The 24,003-nt window shown below is 43.3% G+C and carries 23 protein-coding genes; 6 read left to right on the forward strand and 17 right to left on the reverse strand.

Translation table 11 applies throughout. The annotated features are described in order from the left end of the window. Positions 1 to 44: 44 nt before the first annotated feature. Positions 45 to 1,805 carry a PTS ascorbate-specific subunit IIBC gene (locus OH459_RS00815; protein WP_005434683.1) on the reverse strand — a complete coding sequence of 587 codons (1,761 nt, stop codon included), beginning with the start codon at positions 1,803 to 1,805 and terminating at the stop codon, positions 45 to 47. A 386-nt stretch (positions 1,806 to 2,191) separates the two neighbouring features. Here OH459_RS00815 and ulaR point away from each other — a divergent pair, with 386 nt between their 5' ends. Next, the gene (gene ulaR, locus OH459_RS00820; RefSeq protein ID WP_269984651.1) at positions 2,192 to 2,947 is read left to right on the forward strand and encodes an HTH-type transcriptional regulator UlaR; all 756 of its coding nucleotides are present in this window, start codon (positions 2,192 to 2,194) and stop codon (positions 2,945 to 2,947) included. 124 nt (positions 2,948 to 3,071) lie between these two features. Continuing rightward, positions 3,072 to 4,139 carry an L-ascorbate 6-phosphate lactonase gene (gene ulaG / locus OH459_RS00825; protein WP_005448892.1) on the forward strand — a complete coding sequence of 356 codons (1,068 nt, stop codon included), beginning with the start codon at positions 3,072 to 3,074 and terminating at the stop codon, positions 4,137 to 4,139. A gap of 565 nt (positions 4,140 to 4,704) precedes the next feature. Here ulaG and OH459_RS00830 read toward each other — a convergent pair. Together OH459_RS00830 and ureG (OH459_RS00835) are read right to left on the reverse strand one after the other, a co-directional pair. Continuing rightward, on the reverse strand, positions 4,705 to 5,409 hold the full coding sequence (locus tag OH459_RS00830; protein ID WP_269984652.1) for a carbonic anhydrase: 705 nt from the start codon (positions 5,407 to 5,409) through the stop codon (positions 4,705 to 4,707). Positions 5,410 to 6,276: 867 nt separating this feature from the next. Beyond that, positions 6,277 to 6,900 (reverse strand): urease accessory protein UreG, encoded by a 624-nt coding sequence (gene ureG, locus OH459_RS00835; RefSeq protein WP_033008130.1) that lies wholly within the window; start codon positions 6,898 to 6,900, stop codon positions 6,277 to 6,279. A 799-nt stretch (positions 6,901 to 7,699) separates the two neighbouring features. Here ureG (OH459_RS00835) and OH459_RS00840 point away from each other — a divergent pair. Together OH459_RS00840 and rnk are read left to right on the forward strand one after the other, a co-directional pair. Beyond that, a complete protein-coding gene (locus tag OH459_RS00840) occupies positions 7,700 to 8,524 on the forward strand; it encodes an AraC family transcriptional regulator (RefSeq protein WP_269984653.1) in 825 nt (274 codons plus the stop codon). A 224-nt stretch (positions 8,525 to 8,748) separates the two neighbouring features. Next, on the forward strand, positions 8,749 to 9,141 hold the full coding sequence (gene rnk, locus OH459_RS00845) for a nucleoside diphosphate kinase regulator (RefSeq protein ID WP_009696573.1): 393 nt from the start codon (positions 8,749 to 8,751) through the stop codon (positions 9,139 to 9,141). A 68-nt stretch (positions 9,142 to 9,209) separates the two neighbouring features. Here rnk and OH459_RS00850 read toward each other — a convergent pair whose 3' ends face one another. Together OH459_RS00850 and OH459_RS00855 are read right to left on the reverse strand one after the other, a co-directional pair. Further along, positions 9,210 to 10,475, reverse strand: coding sequence for a RidA family protein (locus OH459_RS00850; protein WP_152163959.1), 1,266 nt, complete (start codon positions 10,473 to 10,475; stop codon positions 9,210 to 9,212). A 117-nt stretch (positions 10,476 to 10,592) separates the two neighbouring features. Further along, entirely contained in the window at positions 10,593 to 10,775 is a 183-nt protein-coding gene (locus OH459_RS00855) for a hypothetical protein (protein WP_053052533.1), read from the reverse strand. A 1,164-nt stretch (positions 10,776 to 11,939) separates the two neighbouring features. Here OH459_RS00855 and OH459_RS00860 point away from each other — a divergent pair. After that, entirely contained in the window at positions 11,940 to 12,167 is a 228-nt protein-coding gene (locus OH459_RS00860) for a PAS factor family protein (RefSeq protein WP_053052565.1), read from the forward strand. A 127-nt stretch (positions 12,168 to 12,294) separates the two neighbouring features. Here OH459_RS00860 and OH459_RS00865 read toward each other — a convergent pair whose 3' ends face one another. The 3 genes from OH459_RS00865 to OH459_RS00875 are packed head-to-tail and all read right to left on the reverse strand — an operon-like array spanning position 12,295 to position 15,052. Beyond that, positions 12,295 to 13,299, reverse strand: a complete 1,005-nt coding sequence (locus tag OH459_RS00865) for a FecCD family ABC transporter permease (protein WP_269984654.1) — start codon at positions 13,297 to 13,299, stop codon at positions 12,295 to 12,297. Then, complete coding sequence (locus tag OH459_RS00870; RefSeq protein ID WP_269984655.1) at positions 13,292 to 14,281, reverse strand: ABC transporter substrate-binding protein; 990 nt, start codon at positions 14,279 to 14,281, stop codon at positions 13,292 to 13,294. Before OH459_RS00870 ends, OH459_RS00865 begins: the two co-directional genes overlap by 8 nt. Positions 14,282 to 14,290: 9 nt before the next feature. After that, positions 14,291 to 15,052 (reverse strand): ABC transporter ATP-binding protein, encoded by a 762-nt coding sequence (locus OH459_RS00875; protein WP_059678352.1) that lies wholly within the window; start codon positions 15,050 to 15,052, stop codon positions 14,291 to 14,293. A 272-nt stretch (positions 15,053 to 15,324) separates the two neighbouring features. Here OH459_RS00875 and OH459_RS00880 point away from each other — a divergent pair, with 272 nt between their 5' ends. Beyond that, positions 15,325 to 16,101, forward strand: a complete 777-nt coding sequence (locus tag OH459_RS00880; RefSeq protein WP_260847471.1) for an AraC family transcriptional regulator — start codon at positions 15,325 to 15,327, stop codon at positions 16,099 to 16,101. A 113-nt stretch (positions 16,102 to 16,214) separates the two neighbouring features. On the opposite strand, the gene OH459_RS00885 is transcribed toward OH459_RS00880, so the two are convergent. The 9 genes from OH459_RS00885 to OH459_RS00925 all read right to left on the reverse strand — a co-directional run bounded on the left by OH459_RS00885 (position 16,215) and on the right by OH459_RS00925 (position 23,965). After that, a complete protein-coding gene (locus OH459_RS00885) occupies positions 16,215 to 17,267 on the reverse strand; it encodes a DMT family transporter (RefSeq protein WP_269984656.1) in 1,053 nt (350 codons plus the stop codon). 198 nt (positions 17,268 to 17,465) lie between these two features. Continuing rightward, positions 17,466 to 18,080: an urease accessory protein UreG gene (gene ureG, locus OH459_RS00890; protein ID WP_009696564.1), complete on the reverse strand. Its 615-nt coding sequence runs from the start codon at positions 18,078 to 18,080 to the stop codon at positions 17,466 to 17,468. A gap of 30 nt (positions 18,081 to 18,110) precedes the next feature. Next, positions 18,111 to 18,857 carry an urease accessory protein UreF gene (locus OH459_RS00895; protein WP_226982136.1) on the reverse strand — a complete coding sequence of 249 codons (747 nt, stop codon included), beginning with the start codon at positions 18,855 to 18,857 and terminating at the stop codon, positions 18,111 to 18,113. Then, a complete protein-coding gene (gene ureE / locus OH459_RS00900) occupies positions 18,808 to 19,317 on the reverse strand; it encodes an urease accessory protein UreE (protein ID WP_009696562.1) in 510 nt (169 codons plus the stop codon). Before ureE ends, OH459_RS00895 begins: the two co-directional genes overlap by 50 nt. A 19-nt stretch (positions 19,318 to 19,336) precedes the next feature. Further along, positions 19,337 to 21,040, reverse strand: coding sequence for an urease subunit alpha (gene ureC, locus OH459_RS00905; protein ID WP_010453624.1), 1,704 nt, complete (start codon positions 21,038 to 21,040; stop codon positions 19,337 to 19,339). Positions 21,041 to 21,051: 11 nt separating this feature from the next. After that, on the reverse strand, positions 21,052 to 21,372 hold the full coding sequence (locus tag OH459_RS00910; RefSeq protein ID WP_017189778.1) for an urease subunit beta: 321 nt from the start codon (positions 21,370 to 21,372) through the stop codon (positions 21,052 to 21,054). 10 nt (positions 21,373 to 21,382) lie between these two features. Beyond that, a complete protein-coding gene (ureA, locus tag OH459_RS00915; protein WP_269984657.1) occupies positions 21,383 to 21,685 on the reverse strand; it encodes an urease subunit gamma in 303 nt (100 codons plus the stop codon). A 77-nt stretch (positions 21,686 to 21,762) separates the two neighbouring features. Further along, positions 21,763 to 22,671 (reverse strand): urease accessory protein UreD, encoded by a 909-nt coding sequence (locus OH459_RS00920; protein ID WP_045455679.1) that lies wholly within the window; start codon positions 22,669 to 22,671, stop codon positions 21,763 to 21,765. A gap of 460 nt (positions 22,672 to 23,131) precedes the next feature. Continuing rightward, positions 23,132 to 23,965 (reverse strand): helix-turn-helix transcriptional regulator, encoded by an 834-nt coding sequence (locus tag OH459_RS00925; protein WP_269984658.1) that lies wholly within the window; start codon positions 23,963 to 23,965, stop codon positions 23,132 to 23,134. Positions 23,966 to 24,003: the final 38 nt, after the last annotated feature.

Raw genomic sequence — 24,003 nt, forward strand, 5'->3', positions numbered from 1 at the left:
GGTTTCTTATCTCTTCATTGAGAGAAATATTTGGTCATGCTGTTTTATTTTGCTGGTACAAAGTTTTTATTGATGATGTCGAGTAGCTCGTCACCGAAGGAGTTAGGGTTAAGCATGTTTTGCACCCCGAGTACAAACTTGCCTTCGCCTGGCTCCATCTCTGCAGACAGGTGCTTCGACGATACGATGATGTCCGTGCTCGCAAGCTTCGACTTGTAGTCCGACACTGCGCATGAGTCCATCACGTGAGGAATGCCTTTCTTCTCTAGGTATTTACCGATCTTCATTTTCATCATCATCGATGAGCCTTGACCGTTACCACATACTGCTAGGATGCTTACTGGGCGCAGACCGTCGCTCGCTTTGATTGCTTGCTCTACCGCTTCAATCACCTCTGGCTCTTCACTGATTTCTACTGTGCCTTGCGCGTCTTCTTCAGCACGTAGCTTGCGAGAAGCGAAGAACATGTAAACCAGAGACAGACCAACAAGAACGAAGAAGAACATTTTCGATGCAGACAGACCTTGCATGATTGGTGGGAATACAAGCGCCCAGTCCGCCATGCCCATCCAGCCGTTGAACTCCGTACCGTGTTGGCTAAATAGGTGGATAGCCCAAGCAGAACCTAGTACCTCGATGATGCCCATCACGAAACAGATCTTCATCACCGCTTTCCAGCCACCGAAGTGGTTAGCAAATACGCCGATGGTCGCGTTAGAGAAGAACATTGGAATGAAGCCAGGGATGATCATGATTGGCGCATCGAATGCCAGCATCGCCAGTACTGCCGCGAACTGACCCAGCGCACCCCACATGAAACCAAATACCATTGCGTTTGGAGAGAATGCATAGATAGCCGCACAGTCAATCGCCAATACCGCATTTGGAATCACGCGCTCAGAGATGCCTTTGAACGCTTCAGACAGCTCAGCAACGAACATACGTACACCGGCAACAATCACCTGAATCGCTACAGCGAATTTCAGACCCGTTTCTAGGATGTAGATAGTCCAGTGTGTGGTGCCCGCCATTTCTTGAAGGTTATCAAGACCGAATGAAAGCAGAATGATGCCGAAGAACACCGTCATCACGATCGCTGTAGCTGCGATGCTGTCGTGGAAGATGTGTAGCCATTTAGGCAGTTCTAGGTGGTCAACGCTGTCGTTCTTATCACCCAGTTTTGGCGCTACTTTTGTTGCAATCCAAGACGCGACCTGTTGTTGGTGACCAATAGAGAAACCCGCCCCGCCGGTGACTTCTTCCGTTGGCTTGAACATGATGTTGGAGGAGATACCCCAGTACAGCGCCATTAACACCGCAGAGTAAATGATGGTTTCCCACATGCTTGCGCCAAGCACAAAGTAGAACACCGCAATCAGACCTGCTTGCTGGAACATGATGTGACCAGTCAGCATGATGGTGCGGATACCTGTGTAGCGGCGGAACAGTACCAAGAGGATGTTGATACCTAATGCCAATAGAACGGCGTAACCCACCCAAGAGTAATTGTCGCCCATTGCTTCCATGGTAGACATCATGGAGGTGTAAGGGTCAATGACCGAGCCGGTTAGCCCGTGGTATTCAGAAAGTTTGGAAATCACAGGTTTGAAGCCAGCAACTAGGGTGCCCGCACCCACTTGAACCAGCATGAAACCCACGATCGTTTTGATGGAACCTTTAATGATGGTGGTGGCGTCTCTTCTCAGCAACCAATAGCCAATGCATGTTACCAAACCCAGTAGTAGTGGGGCTTTGGTCATAACTTGGCTGTAAAAAATATAGAAGATGTCGTACAAGAACTCCATATCTTTACCCCTAGAGTGTTTTTTATTTGTAATCGTATGTAGGTCAGAGTGATTCCATCTGATGTCGTAGAATCTACTCAGTTTTTGCTCACGAAATAAACTCTAACAATCAAAAGTAATCACGCAATGCTCATTTGTGATTATTTTGATATTTATCAATTTTGCCCTCCAAAAAACCCTACAAATGGTAAGCCGATCACACACAAAAATTAAATAACCAATAAATACAATAACTTATAAATTCTTGTGATGAAGTTCAGATTTTCATCAGTCTTGAATTTGACAATCAAGAGCGTGATTAATAGAATCAAAACAAATCACAAGTAATCACCAAATAATCACTAGATACACATTTCGGTGAATTTGAATCAAATAGGGTGATGGGTATGAATGAAGTACAAAGACACAATGGCATTCTGTCTTTATTAGAAGAAAATCAGACGATTAACGTCTCACACATTATTGAGAGCTTTAACGTCTCTCCTGCGACGGCTCGCCGTGACATCTCTAAGCTGGATGAACTAGGCAAACTGCGCAAAGTACGCAACGGCGCAGAACGCGTCGAAGCAGAAAAGAAAAAATGGTCACCGCTGAACATCAACAGCACTGAGCATTACGAAGAAAAATCCTTGATTGCGATGCAAGCCGCTGAGCTTTGTCAGCCTGGCGACAGCGTGGTCATCAACTGCGGTTCGACCGCTTTCCTACTTGGGCAGAAGCTATGTGGGCAAGACGTGCAGATCGTCACCAACTACTTCCCATTGGCAAGCTACCTGATCAATGAAGACCATGACGATGTGATCATCATTGGCGGTCAATACAACCGTTCACAAAAACTGTTCTTAAATCCGGCACCCAATTCGCTTGGCAGTTACGCAGGCAATTGGATGTTCACCTCGGGTAAAGGGTTAACCGAAGCCGGACTCTACAAAGCCGACATGTTAACTGCGGTGGCAGAGCAGCAAATGCTTGAGCAAATCGACAAACTCGTCGTCGTGGTAGACAGCTCCAAAGTGGGTCACAGAACGGGCATGTTGTTCTGTCCTACCGAGAAAATCGACATTCTGGTCACTGGCAAAAACGCCAACCCAGAGGTCATCAAAGCGATAGAAGCACAAGGGACACAAGTCATTCTGGTCTAACGCGCCCTAGCCTCTTTCTCAAATAAATAAAAATAATTCAGCTCAGTGCCTTAACCACAAATTAAGGCGCTCGGCTCCCTACATCCCAAATTTAATAAAAATTGTGAAATAAAAAGGTGTTGCTATGAGTAAAGTAAATGAAATCACTCGTGAATCTTGGATCCTAAATACATTCCCTGAGTGGGGTACCTGGCTGAACGAAGAGATCGAAAATACGGTGGTAGAACCAAATACATTCTCGATGTGGTGGCTAGGTTGTACAGGTATCTGGTTGAAGAGTGAGGGCAACACCAACATCTCTATCGACTTCTGGTGTGGTACGGGTAAAAAGACACAAAAGAATGCCTTCATGAAGAACCAGCACCAAATGATGCGTATGGGCGGTGTCGAAGCGCTGCAACCAAACCTACGTACTGCTATCTTCCCGCTTGACCCATTTGCTATCAAAGAGATCGACGCTGTGATGGCATCCCATGACCATGCAGACCATATCGACGTGAACGTCGCAGCAGCGGTACTGCAAAACTGTGGTGATCACGTGAAGTTCATCGGTCCACAAGCGTGTGTCGATTTATGGATGGGCTGGGGCGTACCAGAAGAGCGTTGTGTGGTCGCGAAAGTGGGCGATGTGCTTGAGGTCGGCGACATGAAGATCCGCGTCCTGGATTCTTTCGACCGTACGGCACTTGTCACGCTGCCAGAAGGCACTTCTTCTTACGATAAAGAAATCCTCGACGGCATGGACAAACGCGCGGTGAACTACCTGATTGAAACTTCAGGCGGGTCGGTTTACCACTCTGGTGACTCGCACTACTCGAACTACTACGCAGCGCACGGCAACGAATACCAAATCGACGTGGCACTGTTGTCATTCGGTGAGAATCCTCGCGGCGTGACTGACAAAATGACCTCTTCTGACATCCTACGCGCAGCAGAATCGTTGAACTGTGATGTCGTGATGCCATTCCACCACGATATTTGGGCGAACTTCCAAAACGACCCACGCGAAATCGAAGTGTTGTGGAACATGAAGAAAGACCGCCTGCAATACAAGTTCGCACCGTTCTTCTGGCAAGTTGGGGGCAAATACACCTTCCCTACCGATAAAGGTCGCATGCACTACCAACACTTCCGTGGCTTTAGCGACATCTTCAAAAACGAACCAGAATTGCCATACAAAGCGTTCTTGTAATTCCGTCGCAACGTCAGACAGCGAAAAACAAAAGGGCTCTCAATTGAGTCCTTTTTTATTGCAGAAACCGCAGATTATACAGAGCGCATTTTCTACGACGATTAACATTCACTATCTATAAGTAGGAGAGCTTTCAGAGAGACTCACGCTCTCAAAAACCCTAGATCCTAGTGCATACCTACAAGCATTCTAATAAATGCCAACTTCGCTCCAATTTACGCTCAACATTGGCAATACCCGTCTAAAGCCTCGAAGATAAACCACTTAAAATTTAGCTACTTAGGCATCTTTAATCGACAAAAATCATTTGATGTACTGCTTACAAGTCCAATGTTAAATTGGTTTCGGTTAGTACATCCGAGTGCAATGTGTGACTGCGTTCGATGTCGCTTAAGTGTCAAATCTCCAAGGACGGAGTACCCATCAGGCACTTAAGTTCCACTTGATGTATGCTCTTATTTTTAATATCAAAAAGGACTCACTAAGAGTCCTTTTTTTCGTTTAGACAACCGTTCATCTCAGATAGCACGTAAACCGCGTCAGACTTCAACTTGCCATTGATGGGTTAGTTGAGAATGAGTCGAGCGTTAATCGGCTGGATAGGACGATTGTTCTTGCCCATGATGTCCATAAACGCTTTCACTTGCGCTGCAGATACCGTTTGAACCTCTTTTAGTACCAACCAACGAACGCCTTCAGAACATGGTGGTGTCGTTAACGAGCCATTGAATCGGTAGTAGCCGTGCTTAGAAGGAATGAGAGACTTGATACTCACTGGTGCAAAGCTGGTTGTTTTGCCTTTTTCAAAGTCATGCTTTAGCAACTGCTCCAATGCTGAGTTTTCATCTCCTAGCTTATAGAAGACTGCCACAACCGCTAGATTGCCATCCTTATCAGCATGAACAAAGTGCGCCTCTAGCGGGTACTCTTTTCCGTTGATGTGATTTTCAGATGGCGTATGGAAGTGAAACTGAGAAAGCGTGAACTTTTTATCGTCAACCAGTAGCGTGTTATTGCCTTCAACCTTGGCTTGCAGAGTATGACCATTATCAATAGCAGAAACGGCATCACCTAAATAGTTGATGTTGATTTCATCCATAATACCCAACACGGTTGATTGAATATTAACAGGGCTTTGGTTCTTACCTTGCTGGCAATCTTCAGAGAACTTGCCCCAAAACTCAGGTCCATTCTCGCCTTCGTATCCCCAATGCGCAGCATGTGCTGCAGAGCTCAATAAAAGGCTAATCGCTAACAGTGATTTCTTCATCTTATCCTCATTTAATAAATTAAGAAAAATCAGATAATTAGTAAAACCTCAAAGTCATCACAGTGTCAGATAAATATAAACACATCCATAATCAACATTTATCAAAATGAATTAAGCAAATATTTAAACCACTTTGGAACAGAACTAATAGTAAGGTTTGTATTTCACCATAAGACTAGATTATTTCAACATAAAGTAATCGCAGCAAAACTGCTTGAAGCCTTATTCTTATACCTTAATAATCCAAACGCACAACAAACATCGTCTAAAACGGCATCAATTTACCTCGTCATAAAAACCAAACTCTAATTCAGGGTTTACTGCCAACTAAAACTATCATTTAAAAAGACATGCGATTATGAGTGAATATATCTACGTTTATGATGACAAAATCTTGGATGAATACCTAGATAAAGTGAATGCTCGTAAAGATATGGTTAATCGATCGACATTAAGATTATTTGCCAATGAGCTTAAAATTGAACTTTCAGTCGGTAGGCTTAAAGCAAAAGAGTTTTATGATTATATAAGAAGACCCAAGAACATCATTAGATTATTGAAGTAGTGACTATTTAATAATCTGCTCTAGATATTTAGATTCAGCTTCAACCACAGCTGAACGCATTGAAACAGAACGTGAGTCGTATACTATAGTGTTCATCAAACGTTACTACACAATTGTTTGGTTTCACTTTGGTTCCGTAGATGTAATCATCTACTTTTCCTGCTATTGATTCTTTGCAGCTTTAATCATTTAAAGCTGCTTTTTTTTCAGTATCGACTCTATGTGGATATTAGGCATAGAAACGACTGCGAATAAATATAATTCTTCATGATACGCAGCAGTTTCTATGGCGTACTTCGATGCTATCTTTTTTCAAGCATGCCTTTATCGACAATGAAGTCTATGATTTCTTGCAGCCCCTTACCCTCTTTCAGGTTGGTAAACACATAAGGTTTTTCTGGACGCATTCGAGCAGTATCCGCTTCCATGACCTCTAATGATGCTCCAACATAAGGCGCAAGGTCTATTTTGTTGATAACAAGCAAATCAGAGCGTGTAATGCCCGGTCCGCCTTTGCGTGGAATTTTCTCCCCTTCCGATACATCAATCACATAGATCATCAAGTCAGCCAGCTCAGGGCTAAACGTGGCACTGAGATTGTCACCACCACTTTCGATAAATACCACGTCTAGGTTTTTGTGCCGCGTAGAGAGTTCCTCTACCGCAGCAAGATTCATAGAGGCGTCTTCTCTAATCGCGGTATGCGGGCAACCACCAGTCTCAACGCCGATAATACGGTCCGCATCTAAGGCTTCTGCCTGAGTGAGTATCTTTGCATCTTCTTGTGTGTAGATATCGTTAGTGACGACAGCGATCTGATAAAGATCTCGGAGAGTTTTGCACAGAACCTCTAGCAATGCCGTTTTACCAGACCCAACAGGTCCACCAACGCCAATTCGCAAAGGTTGTTTGTAGTCTTCTTGCATAAGAGTTGTCCAAATTATGGATGGAGTTAAAAATTCGATGTGTAATTATTTAATGGCTAATAATGAAAAAGCCGAACGTTATTGAAAGTCACCAATCAAGAGGATGATTTTAAATGGCGCTCATCAAGCAACAGGTGATGATTGTTTTATTGAGTATTGGAGTATTGAATAAGGCACTGAGTTGTGAATGGTTTGAGAGTGATTAGGTAAACTCATTGGCGAAGTTTTTGACTAACTAACCCGTAAATATTGATAACGAAGGTTTGCAATTTTTATCATCAACAATGTCTACATGATTCGACTGGTAGGTTATGTCTCCTAACCACTCTCGAAGCAAAATATACAATAAAAGCCTCACCATTCAATTACGATATCAGCCCATAAAATTTAGAATTAGAATTCAGGTTAAATTATCTGAACATTGTGACTTCATATCTACATCCTAAGATGTTCAAAATACTTCAAGCACCATTTCTGCATAAAGAACACTATTATCAGGTGTGCTATTGATGCTCAATTCAGCTATGTGACTCGTAATCTTAATTTTCATGATTGATAAAAACAAAAACATTCGTCATTACTTTCAATAAGTTAAAGAAAAAATCAATAGCGCCTATTTAGATTTGAGCTCAAATTACTGAGATAAGACACTTTCTTTGATGAATTTATGAAAAGAACAAAGGAGTAGCGTTATACTGTGCATTGTACTGTCGCATGGATGCTTTTCTTTTAGCCCAACTTACTGCCTGTAGTAAGCCCAATTATGAGATAAGCAATAGTGGAATATAGATATATTGAAATGTTCAAACCCGTAAAACTTGAGGAGTTTTACGTAGAGTATCACTACATTGTCAACATCGCCTTTGCCAAGGGGACGGTTTACATCAATGAACAACAAATCACCATCGATGGTCCAGCAACCTTAATCATTCCTCAATTTACCTGCTTGTCGTGTAATTTGACTCAAAAGTCGTCATTCTCACCATTGCAGATTCAGTTGTTAATCGTGACCGATGAGATGCTCGAATCCTCACTGCTTCAACTGCCTCAAAAACGTAGCTTTATTAAAAACACTGTCGCCCATCAACTGCCAACACCAGTGGATGTGGACAATAACTTTCAGCTACTCAAAGAAGTGTATGACCCCTTAAGTAGAGATGCTTTGAAGATCATGTTCTTAGAGCAAACTCTGTACTTCATACTGCTCTCTCTTTGCGAGTCGGGTATCGATGTTTTCAATGTCTTTCAATTCAATTACGAAGAAAGCAAACGCGAAGTCATCGCACGAATGATCACGAAAGAACCACAAAGAAAGTGGCAAATTCAAGATGTCGCCAAGCAGCTGTTTACCTCTACCTCAACATTAAGAAGGCATTTGCAGAAAGAGAACCTGTCATTTAGCCAGCTATTGGTAGATGTAAGAATGGGGCTTGCATTGAACATGCTAACGTTCACTTCCTACAACGTTTCACAGATCAGCAACCGCTGTGGATTTGGTAGCGCCGCTTATTTTTGTGATGCCTTCAAGAGAAAATATCACTTAACGCCATCACAGTTCCGAGCTCAGTCTAAGAAGACCAGTGATGCGTCACTTGTCTCCACAAGAAGTGACGATGTGAGCTAACAACGCTCCAGAAAAAGGCAATGGATAACGGATCGAGCGTGAAGCCTTGCGCTTTCTGCTCACTCTATTTTGCTTTTCATCTAAATCACCAATCATTGCGTCCAGGTAACGTTTTCTCTCGTCCTTGAGGAGTATGGTGTTTCGCTTTATGCACTAGAAAACTTCACGATATACCCAAGCCATCTCAAAGGCTGGGTCATAAAAATTAGATTTAGGGAAATATTATGTCTAATTCGATCACCGTTACATCTGATGACTACAACAACATCTGTCGATTACTGGATAACATTCCGAATTGCAGTGACGAACTGCTTAAATTAGAAGATGAAATTGACCGCGCATTGATTGTCGATGCACACGAGATCGACAACAATATTGTCACGATGAACTCTAAAGTGACGTTTAAATTCCTTGGTGAGGAAGAGCAGATTCAGAAAGTGCTCGTTTACCCAAACCAAGTGAAAGATAACTCTCACATCTCCATACTCGCGCCGATTGGCATGGCACTTATCGGGTTGTCTGTCGGTCAACGCATCGATTGGATACTGCCAAATGGCAACAAGAAAACCATTGAGATCTTGGATGTCGTTTTTCAACCAGAAAGAAATATAGAGTAGAGATAATCCAGCGATTAAACCCAATCATCAGCCATCACTCCTAACCAGAGTGATGGCTTTGTATTTGATTACACTTGTGGCGGTGTGCCTTCTGCGTTTGACAGAACACAATCCATTTGAACTTTGGCACCTAGCGCAATATTAGACACAGCAATCACGGTTCTTGCCGGCAAATCGCCATCAAAGAAAGTGGCGTACACCTCGTTGATTGCATCAATATCAGCAATGTCAGTCACTTGAATATTGACCTTAACCGCGTCATTCATCACGTGACCAATACTCTCAACGATCGCTTTAATATTTTTCAAACATTGCTCAGCTTGCTCTTTAGCCCCACCTTGAACCAGTTCATGGTTCAGCGCATCTATCGGTAGTTGCGCAGAAATGTGGTTATAGTGAGAAAACGCCACAGTTTGCGTCGCCAGCGCATCAAGAGGAGCATTCAGCGTGTTGTTTGCCTTAATCACAATGCCATGGCGATCTTCAACTTCTTGAGGAGGCGTACCATCACCATGAGAAATCACGGCATCAATTTGTACTGCTGCGCCCATTGGCAGCGCTGAAGCTTGAATAACCGAGCGAGCAGGCATGTAAGCCACGGCTCTTGCGATCGCCGAATCTGGGAAGAAAGTACGGTACACTTCGTTTACTGATTCAATATCTGCTAGATCTTGCAGGTAAACGGTCGTTTTTACGATGTCATCCAGCGGAACATCAATGCTCTCTAGAATGTTCTTGATGTTTTGCAGACATTGATGAGTTTGTTCTTTTACGCCACCTTCGACCAAGTTTCCTGTCGCTGCATCTACCGGCAACTGTGCGGAGATGTTGTTGTAGTGCGAGAATGCGACCGTTTGTGTAGAAATCGGATTGGTCGGTGCTAGATCAGTATCACGCGATACCTTGATCAAGTCACATGGCTTTTGAGGTGTTGTCCCCTCTCCATTAGAAATAAGCGCATCCATTTGTAGTAACGCTCCTTCAAAAGGCACCGCCTCAATCGCCAGCACTGTGCGTGTTGGTAGAAGGTTCGTAAAGAAAGTCGCATATACCTTATTTACTTCTTCAACGTCATGAATGTTGGTCAAGTAGACATTTATCTTAACGACATCATCCATTACATGATCAATGCTCTCTACAATTCTTTTAATGTTCAAAAGACATTGTTTGGCTTGCTCCTGAATGCCGCCTTCGACAAGCTGGTTGGTTTGAGGATCAATCGGAAGTTGAGCGGAGATATTGTTGTAGTGAGAAAACGCAACACTTTGCGTTGAATGGCTGTTGAGTGGTGCAGTTTCTGTATTTCTAGAGCATTTAATAATGGTGCCAGTCATTTTAATGTTACCTTTAATTAATGATAAAAGTATTTAACTTACGTGAACATCATTGAGGCTAGAAAGGAGAGCCATTAGCTATATTTCATTCCAATTCAACATAGAATAATAATAGAATCAACTGCTTCTGTTATATCCATCTTTTAAACCATAGATAAATAGAGCCAAGATCAACAAAGAAGCGGTGATAATCAGAATAGTTCCTAATATATCGATTTTATTTAAAGAGAAAGTAATCATCCCGGATAGAACCCCAACAAGGATGACTAAATCAATTAATATGCCTCTAAATATTTTCATACCTCTCCTTTCACAAACAATCACATCGTAAGTAAAACTATAAGATTATGCTGATTATTTAGACGCACTTCATTACAACATGCGCGCATTATGTTTAATTTTTACACGCTTTACATTTCAATTTTCCCATTGCCTTGATGCACCTTTTCCTACTCAAAAATTCATCTCTAATATCATTAATAATATGAAACCAAGAAGAACAGAAAAAGGCTTGCATTTGATTTATAAATTAAACAATTAAGTCATAATGTTTTGAAATAATAAGAAATATTTCACACCCACTTGTCGATATAACCTCCTATTTGATAGAGTCCACTCGCTCATATGAATTGAGTAACCTACTCACAGATAACTTTATTCCGCTCTTGCACAACTTAGCCCTATCCAATTTTGGTTAGGGCTTTTTTTGAGGTAGAAAATGAACTTAGAAAGGATTGACTATTCATCGATTGAGGACTTTGAGATTAGGTTAAAGCCCTTCAATGCCACATACTGGAACAAGATATTAAGTTTTCTCAATTCTATTGATGATGTCACCTCCTTTTCTTGCGATTCAGAAGACAACGTCTTTGTCGAATTAGACTCAAGCTTACTCTTCTACAACTGTGAAAATTCAAATAAATACAAGTTTAATTTCGATAACGTTTTTATTTGTCAGTTTAAGTCTATCGCCAGTGATGGGTATAACATTCGCTTATATTCGAATGGTGTTAATTTTTTATCTATTTAACGGATAGTAAGCCGAAAAAATATGTACGAGAAAACAGATAAGTTATGTCCAAATTGCTTTCGTTGGCTGCTAAGAAATACAGCCAAAGGTGAGATATATTGCCCCGATACGATCTCATGCAGAGTGAAGGGCTCATTGAGCATGCCTCCGTTAAAAGTCACCAAAGCGAGACTAAGAAAAACCTTAGTTAACGAAATTAGAAAAGACAGACAACACCAGAACCTAACGGTGATCAACCGAATTAATAAGCTCTTGAGTTAGAACATAACAAAAGAAGTGCTTTCACTTTGAAGCACTCACCAAAACTTGGATAAAGCGAGCAACCTCGTCCAAACCAATACTGATGAACACAACCACCACCGAGTATGCACATGCTCGGTGGTGGTACTTTATTTAAGCCCAAACAATGTAGAAAACAAAAGGACAAACAACAGATGAAGACTGTTATTCATGAAGCCCTATTACGCTTATCCTCAGCCCCACAAGAGTCTCATGTTCAAATTAGGCAGGAGCTCTACAACACTCTAAAACTGCCATTCGAGAAGCAGTTAGCGCTATATACCCATGTTCTTGGTCCAGTAAGTTCCGGTCAGCTGTCCAGCAACCAGAGCTTAACCAGAGCGGTTGGCGATGCGGAAAGAATCATCCTAAACAACAAGTAATCGACGGCGAGAAGTCGCTTTCTCACTCCCGCTTAACCAAAAACAGTCGGTCTCGCCGTTTGGATACATAGCGAGACCGACTGTTATATACCGAGTTAACGCTAAGACAATTGGGGTCTATCTCGCCTCATTTCTTTCTAAGTACGAAAAACAGAATAAACATAGAGCCAATTGCTGAAGTCATCAGACCTATGGGTAACTCCTGACCTGGGATCAGCACTCGACTCATTAAGTCACTGGCTGAGAGCAGCATCGCGCCAATAAAAGCACATAAAGGCAATAGATAACGATGACTCGGTCCGGAAAATGGTTTCGCAAGATACGGCACGATGAGCCCAACAAAGCCAATCACGCCACTTAAAGAGACAAAGATGGCTGTAGAGAGTGCCGATAAAATAAACACGGTCACACGGAGAAATTTGACGCTTACACCCAGTGAGTTACTGGTGTCCTCATCCACCAACATGGCATCGAGCGAACGCCAGCGCAGCATGGTAAACAGTGCGAGCACAATAACCCCAACAGAGGCAAACGGCAGATTTTCCCATTTTGCCAGCCCTAAACCACCCATCGACCAAAAGAGAATATTACTCGCCGAACGTTGATCGCCGGTATAAATCAAGTACCCAGTAATGGCACTGAACAGGAACGAAACCGCTAATCCAGATAAAATCAGGCGCTCAACCCCTTGAGACTTTTGCAGAAAGAACACGAGGATGACCGAAGCCGCCGATAAGGTTGCCCCAGCAAATGCTGCCACAGGTAAAGACCATTGACCTAACGCTAAATCGAAATGGCTAATAACCGCAACAACGCCAGCCGATGCACCCGCGGAGAGCCCAAACAAAAATGGATCAGCCAAGTCGTTCTTAGTCACGGTCTGCAATAGCGCCCCCACCATAGCAAGCCCAGCACCAACTAAAATCGCGAGCAGAAATCTAGGAATTCGAATCTCACTCAAAATAACGTTGGTCATTGCAGGTAGCGAGGCGTGGTCAAAGGTAAAAAACTGATAAACCGAGGAAAAGGGTATATTTATTGTTCCGTAAGAGAGCGAAAGGAACAGTATGACCGATAGCAGCATCAGGCTTGCCACGATAGCAAGCCAAAACTTTACATTCGAATTACTCATTAATCACGATACCAGCCTCGGGATGGAGCTTGGCTGCAATCTTCTTGATGGCAACCACATTGTTGGGACCAGGCGTCAGCTCACTGTACTTCAACCGCAAAAATTGACCATTTTTCACCGCATTCGTTTGGCGCATTAGAGGGTTGTCACTCAGGGCTTTTATCGAACTGTTGATCGCTGCATCATCTGAGCTACCATAATCCACCAAAATGATCATATCGGGATTATGAATGGCGACTTTTTCCCATGGTGTGGTGCCCCAACTAAAGTTTTCGTTGCCCATCACGTTGACGCCACCAGCCGCTTTGATCAGCGCATGAGGCATGGCAAAGCGCCCACTGGTAAAAGGCTGATCAATACCTGAATCGTAGAGGAACACTTTCTTGGTTGGATAAGCGGCTACCTTTGCCTCTATTTCGTTGAGGTCTTTCTTCCAGCTCTCGACTAAGCTCTGTGCTTTATCACTCTTATCGAAGACTTTGCCTAGCTTAAGAACATCGCCGTAAAGCAGCTCCATAGAAGCTTCTTGTTTCTTCTTAGTGATGTGAGCGCAGCTTTCGCTGAGGACCAGCGTCTTTACTCCAAAGTGCGCCAAGTTTTGTGGCGTCAGATCCGAGCCAAATTTTAGACCGTAGTTCCAACCAGCAAACAGGAAGTCCGGATTCTTTTCTAGTAAAGGTTCTAGCGTTAAGTAACGCCCAGAGATTTCGGGAATATCACCTAAGTCTGCCTTGAACTGATCGGATACTTGATACCAACCTGTAATACCATTTACCGCCACCATGTTAGGTTGTAGCCCCAATGCGAACGCCATTTCCGTCATATTGAGATCTTGGAATACCGCTCGTTTTGGTGCTTGTTCAAACGTCAACACGTCCCCGCAGCTTTCAACACTGACTGGGTAATGTGGTTCCGTCGGTACATTGGTGTTTGCGTAAACAGAGACAGATAAAAACAACGGCATCAAGCATATTTTTTTCACGGTAACTCCTTAATCTATTTCAAAAAAACGGATCGCTTTTCCTGTTGTAGGATGTAAGAAATGAAGGGTATTCAAATCAAAAGTATCTTTTATCCAGTGAGCATTGAGCGTGTTTTCGACCGTATCGCACACCTGCATCTTGCCTCGATTAATGATCATCACTTGGTCGGCAAAGTATTCGGCAAGGTTTAAATCATGTAACACGGCAATCGTTGTAATCTGCTTATCCTTAACGATTTTGAGGAGCTCTATTCTCGCTTTAGGGTCTAAGTGATTCGTCGGCTCATCTAAAAGCAGCAACTTGGGCTCTTGCACCAACACTCGCGCTAAGTTGACGCGCTGAAACTCTCCACCAGAAAGCTGCCCAACTTTTTGCTCTCTTAACGTCTCCAGTCCCAGCTCGGCGATCACTCGGGTAATGCATTCGTTGTCGTATTGGCGTGTGGAATAGTGAAAATGAGGGAATCGCCCCAGTGAAATATAATCAAGCACTCTCATTTGCGGGTCGACGGTATTATTCTGCCCCATAAATGCAATATATCTTGATCGCATTTTATGGTTATAACTCGAAAGTGGTTTACCAAGAAAACTCAATTCACCAGAGAAAATATTCACCGTTCCCATAATGGTGCGAATAAAGGTCGATTTTCCGCACCCATTAGGACCAACAACCGCTAAGAACTCTTTCTCTTTTAGACTAAAGCTAATATCCCTAACTAACTCCGTTTTAATGCCCAGTGACAATCCCTTAATGGTTAACACTTCTTTCACATTAATAAGCCTTGCTAGTTAATATTTAGCCATTATCAAATAAAAAAACCGTAGTCAATAAAAACAGAAAATAAAAAATATGTTTTTAATTATGATTTAGAAATATATTCATTTTACTTAGAAATAGAGCCCTATCCTTTATTCATGTGAAACGAATAGCAAAGTTAATTGAAAAACTACTATATCAAATAGCTAAATTTTCAATCGTGATAATAGATATGAAGTATAGAAAAGTAATTGACTGTAAAACGATAACGCTCAGAGAGTTTTATGTGGAACATCATTACATAATATATCTCTCTGAAGCCAAAGGGCTGGTGTCCATCAATGACAGTAAGATCGCCATTACTTCCCCAACTATCTTGATGATTCCTCAATACAGCCGAGTTTGGTGTGACTTACGCAGCGAGAGCCCGACACAGTGCATTGAGGTTCAAATACTGACTGTATCCAACCATACGATCGACTCTCTGATTGCTAAAGTTCCACAGCGGGCATTTGGTGCCAATAATATCTCTTACGCTATCAGTGACAACTTCGAGATAAAGGACAGATTCAAAATATTAAAAGAGGGGCATGACACCTTAAGTAACCACACCTTAAAGACGTTACTGGTTGAGGAATCTCTGTTTTTTATATTCTTAACAATGAGTTACTATGAAATGGATATTGTTCGAATGTTCAAGTCCGATCATTACCAGTCAAAGCGAGAAGTCATTACTCGGATGATAAGCCAAGATCCGACTCATAAGTGGCAAATTGAAGAAGTTGCCAGCAAGCTGTTCATCTCCTCTTCCACGCTAAGAAGACACTTGAATAAAGAAGACGTCTCTTTCAGCCAATTGCTGTTAGACGTAAGAATGGGCATTGCACTCAATATGCTGACATTCACTTCCTACAATGTCAGTGAGATCAGCCATCGTTGTGGCTTTGGTAGTTCAGCTTACTTCTGTGATGCATTCAAACGAAAGTACAATCTTACGCCCTCAAAGTTCAGACAATATTCTAGAGAAAACAACGGCTCATCACTGCTGACACTCAAGTACTAATCACTTCCTCATAATCAAACAAACGCAATCAAAACGCAGAGTCCACAAAACTTAAAAAAGCCCAATATTGGCGTTAATATTGGGCTTTCTATTATGTTTATAAGAACGGAAGCTTAGCCTTCCACTTTCGCTGGCTCGCCTTTGAACTTGTTTAGCACGGCAGTATGCAGACCATTCTGATACGCCACCGCAACGAGTACAATCACCACACCGATTGACTGCAATAACGTCACCGACTCACCACTTGTAAATGGTGCAACAAGAACGGTAGTAATTGGGCTTAATAACAATAGACCTGCAACAACGGTTGGGTCCAAGTTTACCGAACCAATTTGTACAAATACCCAAGCAACCGCATGACCAACAACACCTAAGATCACAATCCAGATCCAGTTGCTCATATTAATCGCATCACCCGCAATCGAACCATCAGCCGCTGATAGTGGCAGTTTGCCGTCGACAAGAACACCCGTGGTAATATTGAAACCGTGCGTCGTCGCCATAACAATCGCAGCAGGGATAAGCTGAGCGAGGAATACCCACATTAGCGGCTGGAAGTAACGACCTGCGTTCAGTGTGCCCGACTTACGGCTAGTGTAGAGGTATAGCGCGTAACAAATACCCGATTTAATACCCAGAATCGTACCCACTAGCGCAATTGGGTAGCCCCACATGGTGCTTGGACCTTCAGATGGACCACCTTCTAGCACACCACCCGCTAGAACAATACCGAACAACATAATCGGTACTAGGAACCAGAAGCTTTTCTCTGGCTTAAACTTATCAAACGTCATGGCAAGCAATGGCATGATGATGATCTGTAGGTTAAGCAAGATAGATGAGATGCCCGCACCAATAAAGAAGATCGCAAAGTTCCAAGAGGTCATATCAAGACCAAGGAAAATACCGGCAACAATAGCGAGAGCAAAACCAGATTTATTAATTAAGCCTTTCTTTTTAATTTCAGCAACGGCAAATGGAATCAACACTAAGAAGCCCACAAAACAACGTAAGAAGGCGTTGGTTGCTGGTTCAAAGTTTGCTTCTTTTACCATGATTGCCGAGAACGCTAAGGCGAAAATACCAATCATAATAAACATATAAGCAAGTGGTTTGCTCATTTTTTTCTCTGGTCCAGATGTGGACGCGGTTCTAACTTCAGACATAAATAGCCCCAGAATGTAAATAAAAGTAATATTGGATTTTTTAATTAACGCACATTGTTATTTAGCAAAATAAAAATATGCATTAATAAGCCATACCAGTACTCAATGACTGGTATGGCTTAATTAATACAGAGTTAAATAATTTGCGTAGGGAAACGCTAGGGTAAATATCGTTTTTATATTAAAAGAAGATGGATGCTATCTACGGTCAGGCAGCATGCCTTCTTTCAAAATAAAGCTAATAATTTCTTCTAAACCAACACCGTCATGTAAGTTCGCGAAAATAAACGGACGATCGCCACGCATCTTCTTCGCATCACGGTCCATAATATCGAGAGACGCGTGTACATATTCAGCAATGTCGATTTTATTAATGATCAATAGATCTGACTTAGTGATGCCCGGACCACCTTTACGTGGGATCTTGTCACCTGCAGACACATCAATAACGTAAATCGTTAGGTCAGACAGCTCTGGACTGAATGTCGCAGCCAAGTTATCACCACCAGATTCGATCATCACTAACTCAAGATCTGGATGACGCGATTGTAAGTCGTTCACCGCCGCTAGGTTCATCGAAGCGTCTTCACGGATAGCAGTATGTGGACAGCCGCCTGTTTCAACGCCAAGAATACGATCCGATGGCAGCGCGTCATGCTTGAGCAAGAAGTCCGCATCTTCACGGGTGTAAATATCGTTCGTTACAACCGCGATGTTGTAATGATCTTTAAGTGCTTTACACAATTTACGTAGCAGCGCTGTTTTACCAGAACCAACAGGACCGCCTACACCAACACGTAAACACTGTGTCATATTAATTTTCCTTTTGTTCTTTAAAGCAAATTAGCTTCGAAATAGTCTTGAATATTGCGTTTCATGTTTTGCACTTCCTAGCGCTAAGCCAGGAAGCGTTGGACCTAGCTCCCAATCCTCTAAACTGAGCGCTGATTCGACCGCTTCAACAAGCTTAGGTTGCAGTCGAATACACAGACGCTGTGCTGCGGTATGCCCCAGCGGTAGTGCTTTACATGCCACCGCCAATTGGTTTTCTAACCATCCCCATGCAAAGCCAAGCAGGCTTTGTCGAACAGGAATATGGTTAAGCTGTGTAACCCAAGCAAACATGGTCACGTATCCAGGCTCTTGAAGCTGTTTTGCCCCTTCAACATGCAGCTGAGGGTGCATTTCAAGATTGGTCAGTAAGTCTATTAATGCTTGACCAAGACGAATGTCTTCTTCACATAACTCAGAGGTTTCGCGATTCGCTAACAGCCAATCGTTCCAAAACGTCACTTCTTGGCAATCACGATTCGCCCACGAGTGATACAAGCGCGCTAGCACAGGTAATTCGCAACGCGATAAACCGTCATCAAGCACGCCTTCTAGCCACGCACCAAGCTCTTCTTCGTTTTTCACCCAACCAAGCTCAAAAGCGCTTTCTAGCCCTTGCGACCAAGCAAACGCACCAATAGGAAGTGCTGGGCTAATAAATTGCATCAAACCAAGTAGTGCTAGATCACCGACTTCACGATCAGAAGTATTAGTGTTCATGCTGATGCCCGTGGTGATGGTGACCATGAGAGTGATCATGAGATTGCTCACGACCAACATGCGCGTACGCACCGGATTCTGGGTCAAAAGGCGCTTGATGATGCGTCAATGTTGCACCAAGCAGCAGTGCCAATTCTTCAAGCACATGGTCCGGTGTCATTCGTACCCAACAACGTCCGTCTTCATCCTGACCAACCGCGAGCAATGTGTGGCGGTTGCCTAGGTGATAACAAAGGCGAGCGAGAGGAAGCGTGCCGTTGATGTAAGCCGTCGTGACGGGTTCGTTCGCTGCATGGACACGAATCACTTCACCCGTTTTCGCTTCTAGCAGGTCGCCATCACGTAATACTGGTCCACGATCGAGAAACAAACCGACATCATGTCCCTTTTCCGTCACTCCTTTCAGGCGTCCTCGGATACGCAGCTCATAAGGAAGAATAAGACTATCGAATACCTCACATTCCGTATTGGCATCTAATCGTTTTGTTAGTTCAAGCATTGCAAGCCCTTACTGTTAATTAGAACAAATGGTAGCGTTGAGCCAACGGAACTTCTGTTGCTGGTTCACACGTCAATAGAACGCCGTCTGCACTTACTTCATAAGTTTGTGGATCAACGGTCAGTTCAGGACACACGTCGTTGTGCTTCATATCTTGTTTGGTCTTGTTACGAACGTCTTTACACGCAACAAGCGGGCTGTTCAGACCCAGTTTTTCTTCTAGACCTGTGTTCATCGCAGCTTGGCTAACAAACGTCATGCGCGTCGCTGATACTGCACGACCTAATGAGCCGAACATGTTGCGGTAGTGAACTGGCTGAGGCGTTGAGATCGCCGCGTTTGGATCGCCCATCGCAGCGCCTGCGATCATGCCACCTTTCAAGATGATGGATGGCTTAACGCCGAAGAATGCTGGTTTCCAAAGCACCAAGTCAGCGAATTTACCTACTTCAATCGAGCCCACTTCGTGTGCGATACCGTGAGTGATGGCTGGGTTAATGGTGTATTTCGCGATGTAGCGCTTCGCACGGAAGTTATCTGCGCCAAGATCTTGGTCTTCAGGAAGTAGACCGCGCTGGACTCGCATCTTGTTTGCTGTCTGCCAAGTACGACATACCACTTCACCCACACGTCCCATTGCTTGTGAATCTGATGACATCATCGAGATCACGCCCATATCGTGAAGAATGTCTTCTGCGGCAATACTTTCGCGACGAATACGAGAGTCTGCAAACGCAACGTCTTCAGGGATGTTTGGATCTAGGTGGTGGCACTCCATCAACATATCCAAGTGCTCATCAACGGTATTGATGGTGTACGGACGCGTTGGGTTTGTTGAAGACGGCAGTACATTTGGCAGTGCACACGCTGCAATGATGTCTGGAGCGTGACCACCGCCCGCACCTTCCGTATGGTAGGTATGGATACAACGATCTTTAAATGCAGCCAGCGTATCTTGCAGGAAGCCAGATTCGTTCAAGCTATCTGAGTGAAGCGCAACCTGAACATCGTAGCGATCTGCAACATTCAAGGCGTTGTGAATACATGCAGCAGTCGCACCAAAGTCTTCGTGAATCTTCAGGCTCATCGCGCCTGCTTTTACTTGTAGCTCAAGTGCTTCAGGCGTACTTGCACTGCCTTTACCCAGTAGACCGATGTTCATTGGTAGATCATCGACCGCTTGCATCATCTTACCGATGTGCCAAGGACCCGATGTGCTGGTTGTCGCTAGACTGCCCGTTGCAGGACCCGTACCGCCACCAATCATGGTCGTTACACCGCTCATCAGCGCTTCATCAATCTGTTGCGGACAGATAAAGTGGATGTGTGTATCGATACCACCTGCAGTTAGGATTTGGTTCTCACCTGCGATGATTTCAGTACCCGGACCAATGATGATATCAACGTTAGGCTGTACGTCTGGGTTGCCTGCTTTACCAATGGCTGCGATACGACCTTGCTTAAGACCAACGTCAGCTTTAACGATACCCCAGTAATCCATGATGATAACGTTAGTAATAACCGTATCCATCACTGCGTCATCACAACGCTGGCTCTGACCCATACCGTCACGGATTACTTTACCGCCACCAAATACGACTTCTTCACCGTAGTGCGTGTGGTCTTTTTCAATCTCAATCCATAGCTCTGTATCACCCAGACGGACTTTGTCGCCCGTTGTAGGACCGTACATGTCTACATACGCTTGTCTAGAAATCTTCATTACTGTTACCTTTACTTAGAATTGTTATCTAGTGAGCCCATCACGTCGCCACGGAAACCGTAGACTTGACGTAAGCCAGCGAACGGAATCAGCTCCACTTCGCGGGTTTGACCTGGTTCGAATCGGATTGACATGCCAGCGGCAATCGCTAGGCGGTGACCGTAAGCAAGCTCTCGGTCAAAAGATAAAGCGCGGTTCGCTTCAGCAAAGTGGTAGTGCGAGCCAACCTGAACAGGGCGGTCACCCGTATTAGAAACTTTCACTGGGATGGTTGTGCGGTCAGTACACAGCTCAATGTCTTCTGCTTTTAGTTGGTATTCACCTGCAAACATGACGGTCTCCTTAAATAATCGGGTTATGCACAGTCACTAGCTTTGTGCCGTCAGGGAAAGTTGCTTCTACTTGTACTGTTTCAATCATTTCAGCAATGCCAGGCTGAACATCAGCACGAGTTAAGATTTCACGACCTGCACTCATCATTTCTGAAACGGTGCGCCCTTCACGTGCACCTTCCATGATTGCGCAGCTGATCAGCGCAACAGATTCTGGGTAATTCAGTTTGATGCCTTTTTCTTTGCGTCTTTCAGCAAGCAGACCTGCAGTGAACAAAAGTAATTTGTCTTTATCTCTAGGTGTTAATTCCATCGTTTACTCCGTTTCATGATTTTCAATATAAAATCGCGTTATTAGGTGTTTAATAAGGCGTTATAATTCGAATTTGATTAAGTCAGCCAGATTCTTGGTATCACCGGTTCCATGCCAATGAGCAGTGGACGCAATACTTCTCTCGCTTGTTGGAATAAGTCCCAAACTTCGTTTCTTTCGGTACCGAGATAGCGGATGACTAACACGCCGCGTCGCTCACTCACCGCCCAGCGATCGGATGCTGGCATGTGCTCTCGAAGTGCTAAGATGGCTTGTTTTGGGTCGTCTAGACCCACCGCCCACATATTGGCGTGAACCGTTGAACCACCTTGTCCCCACTTACCGGTAAAACGCGGATGAGTCGGGTCGACCGTTTGTCTTTCAAGCCACAGCGGTTTGCCATTTTGGTAGAGGTTAAATTGTTGAGTGATGCACCCACTTTCGAATGGCAACTCACTGGCAGGTCGCCCTAGAACGGTAATTTCCCAGCCAAGACACTTGGCATTTGTACCCAGGTTGATCGTGCAAGTTTGGTCACCAATAGAACCATCAAAAGCAATCGACTCTTGAGGAAGCCACTCTAAAATGGCGTTATCCTCAACATCCAAGTTGGTGTGTTGTTTCCACGGCACCAAGTTGCGGTCGGCTTTGTACAGCTTGTTTGCGGCGGGGGTTGTCACTAGAGCGTGAGCGTCACTTTGAACACCAATGTTGAAGTTCAGCTCGTCACCACTCACCAAGCCACCAGGCGGGTGCAGAATGTAGACATGGCAACAGCCATCTTTGCCCTCAGGATAGAAAGGTCTTTGGACAATCAGGGGTCCAAAGTGTCGTAGGGTATTTAATCGTGTGACACTAGAATTGCCTTCAGCATGAGCACCAAATTTTAATGTCAAAGACGCTAACCACTGACGATTGAGACCAAAACCTTGTTCAACACGAGGTGTATTGGTTTTGTCAGTCGTTGTCGTTTGGAAATCTGTCATATGAACATACCTTTCTACCTACCTTTAAATAAAAAATTAGGATTAAAATGCTTATTACTGTTTCACTGGTAACGAGTGAAATAGGTCAAACTTCAACGAATAACGCTGAATAGGAATAGAAATCACGAGTAATAAATAACACCTAGTGAAAAAAGAGAGGCTTAATAATTCTCTTCTTTAATTTCACCCATAGCGTCACTATTAATAAACTTACACAATTACATGGATTTCTATATCGATGCTGTAACGAATGGACACAATATACAGGAATCAAGCGAAGTCTAAATTAGACATTTTGCCCAAAAGATTACAATATAAATGTCAGCATCACTTCATTATTAATGGAATGTTTAAAACTATTTCTGCATTACTAAATAAAAAATGTAAACAGTGAATTTGCTCACAATTTCTATCATTGCTAAACGATGAGATAAGAGTGAATTACCGGAAACCGCCAAACTTAAACAATGGATTTTCTGAAGCGGCTTCTGAACTGCTGAGGTGTGGTAAGTTTATTTTTTTTAAACACAGTGCAGAAATAGGCGGAGCTCTTAAATCCACTCAGGTTGCTTATCTTCAATATGCTGAAGTTACTAAACTTCAGATACCGAATCGCGACATTGAGCCTCACCTCGTTGAGGATGCAAGAGAAAGACTTCTGCTCTGCTGATAATCCTCTCCTCAAGGTAGAGATACTGGTCGCCATAGACAAAGCCGCCGCCTCAAGCGTCCAATGCTTCCTCGGTTCACGCATAAGCAGATTGGACAATCTCTCAGAAACCGACAGGTCACTTTTCATGTTTAAGACGATATTGATGTCTTTGTTTTCCAGGTGTAGGTGAATCAGAAGTTCAACCACACTCTGTCTAAGCAGCGCTTTATTCAACCGCCCCATACAACGATGCCCATCAACGACCCGATTCATTAAAAAGACATCACAAAAATCTTTGTTATGAGCTTTTAAGAAATTTCCGCCATCACTCGAACGACACAACTTTCGATTTCTCTTATCAAAGATAAACTTGTTTAACTCATAAAGGTCTTGCTTAATAAAGCCAATATCAAAATCATTTAAGCTAATGAAATCTAATTCAGACTGCTCAGTTAACTTTGATATATTAACGTGAACAAACGAGTTTTTTGGAATGATAATTAAGCTATTGTTAAACTCTTGAACTGGAGAGCCATTAATACTAATGTCTCCTTGATAACCTGAGACTCTGGCAAATATCGTCTTTTTAGTTCTGTAATTGTGTAGCCTAACATTGCTGGCATTAATATTATGAAAAAACATTGCTATCAAATAATTAACATCTATATACTGTCAAGCAT

Origin of the sequence: Vibrio sp. MM46 (genome assembly GCF_027587135.1) — a bacterium.
Classification (GTDB): Bacteria; Pseudomonadota; Gammaproteobacteria; order Enterobacterales; family Vibrionaceae; genus Vibrio; species Vibrio harveyi.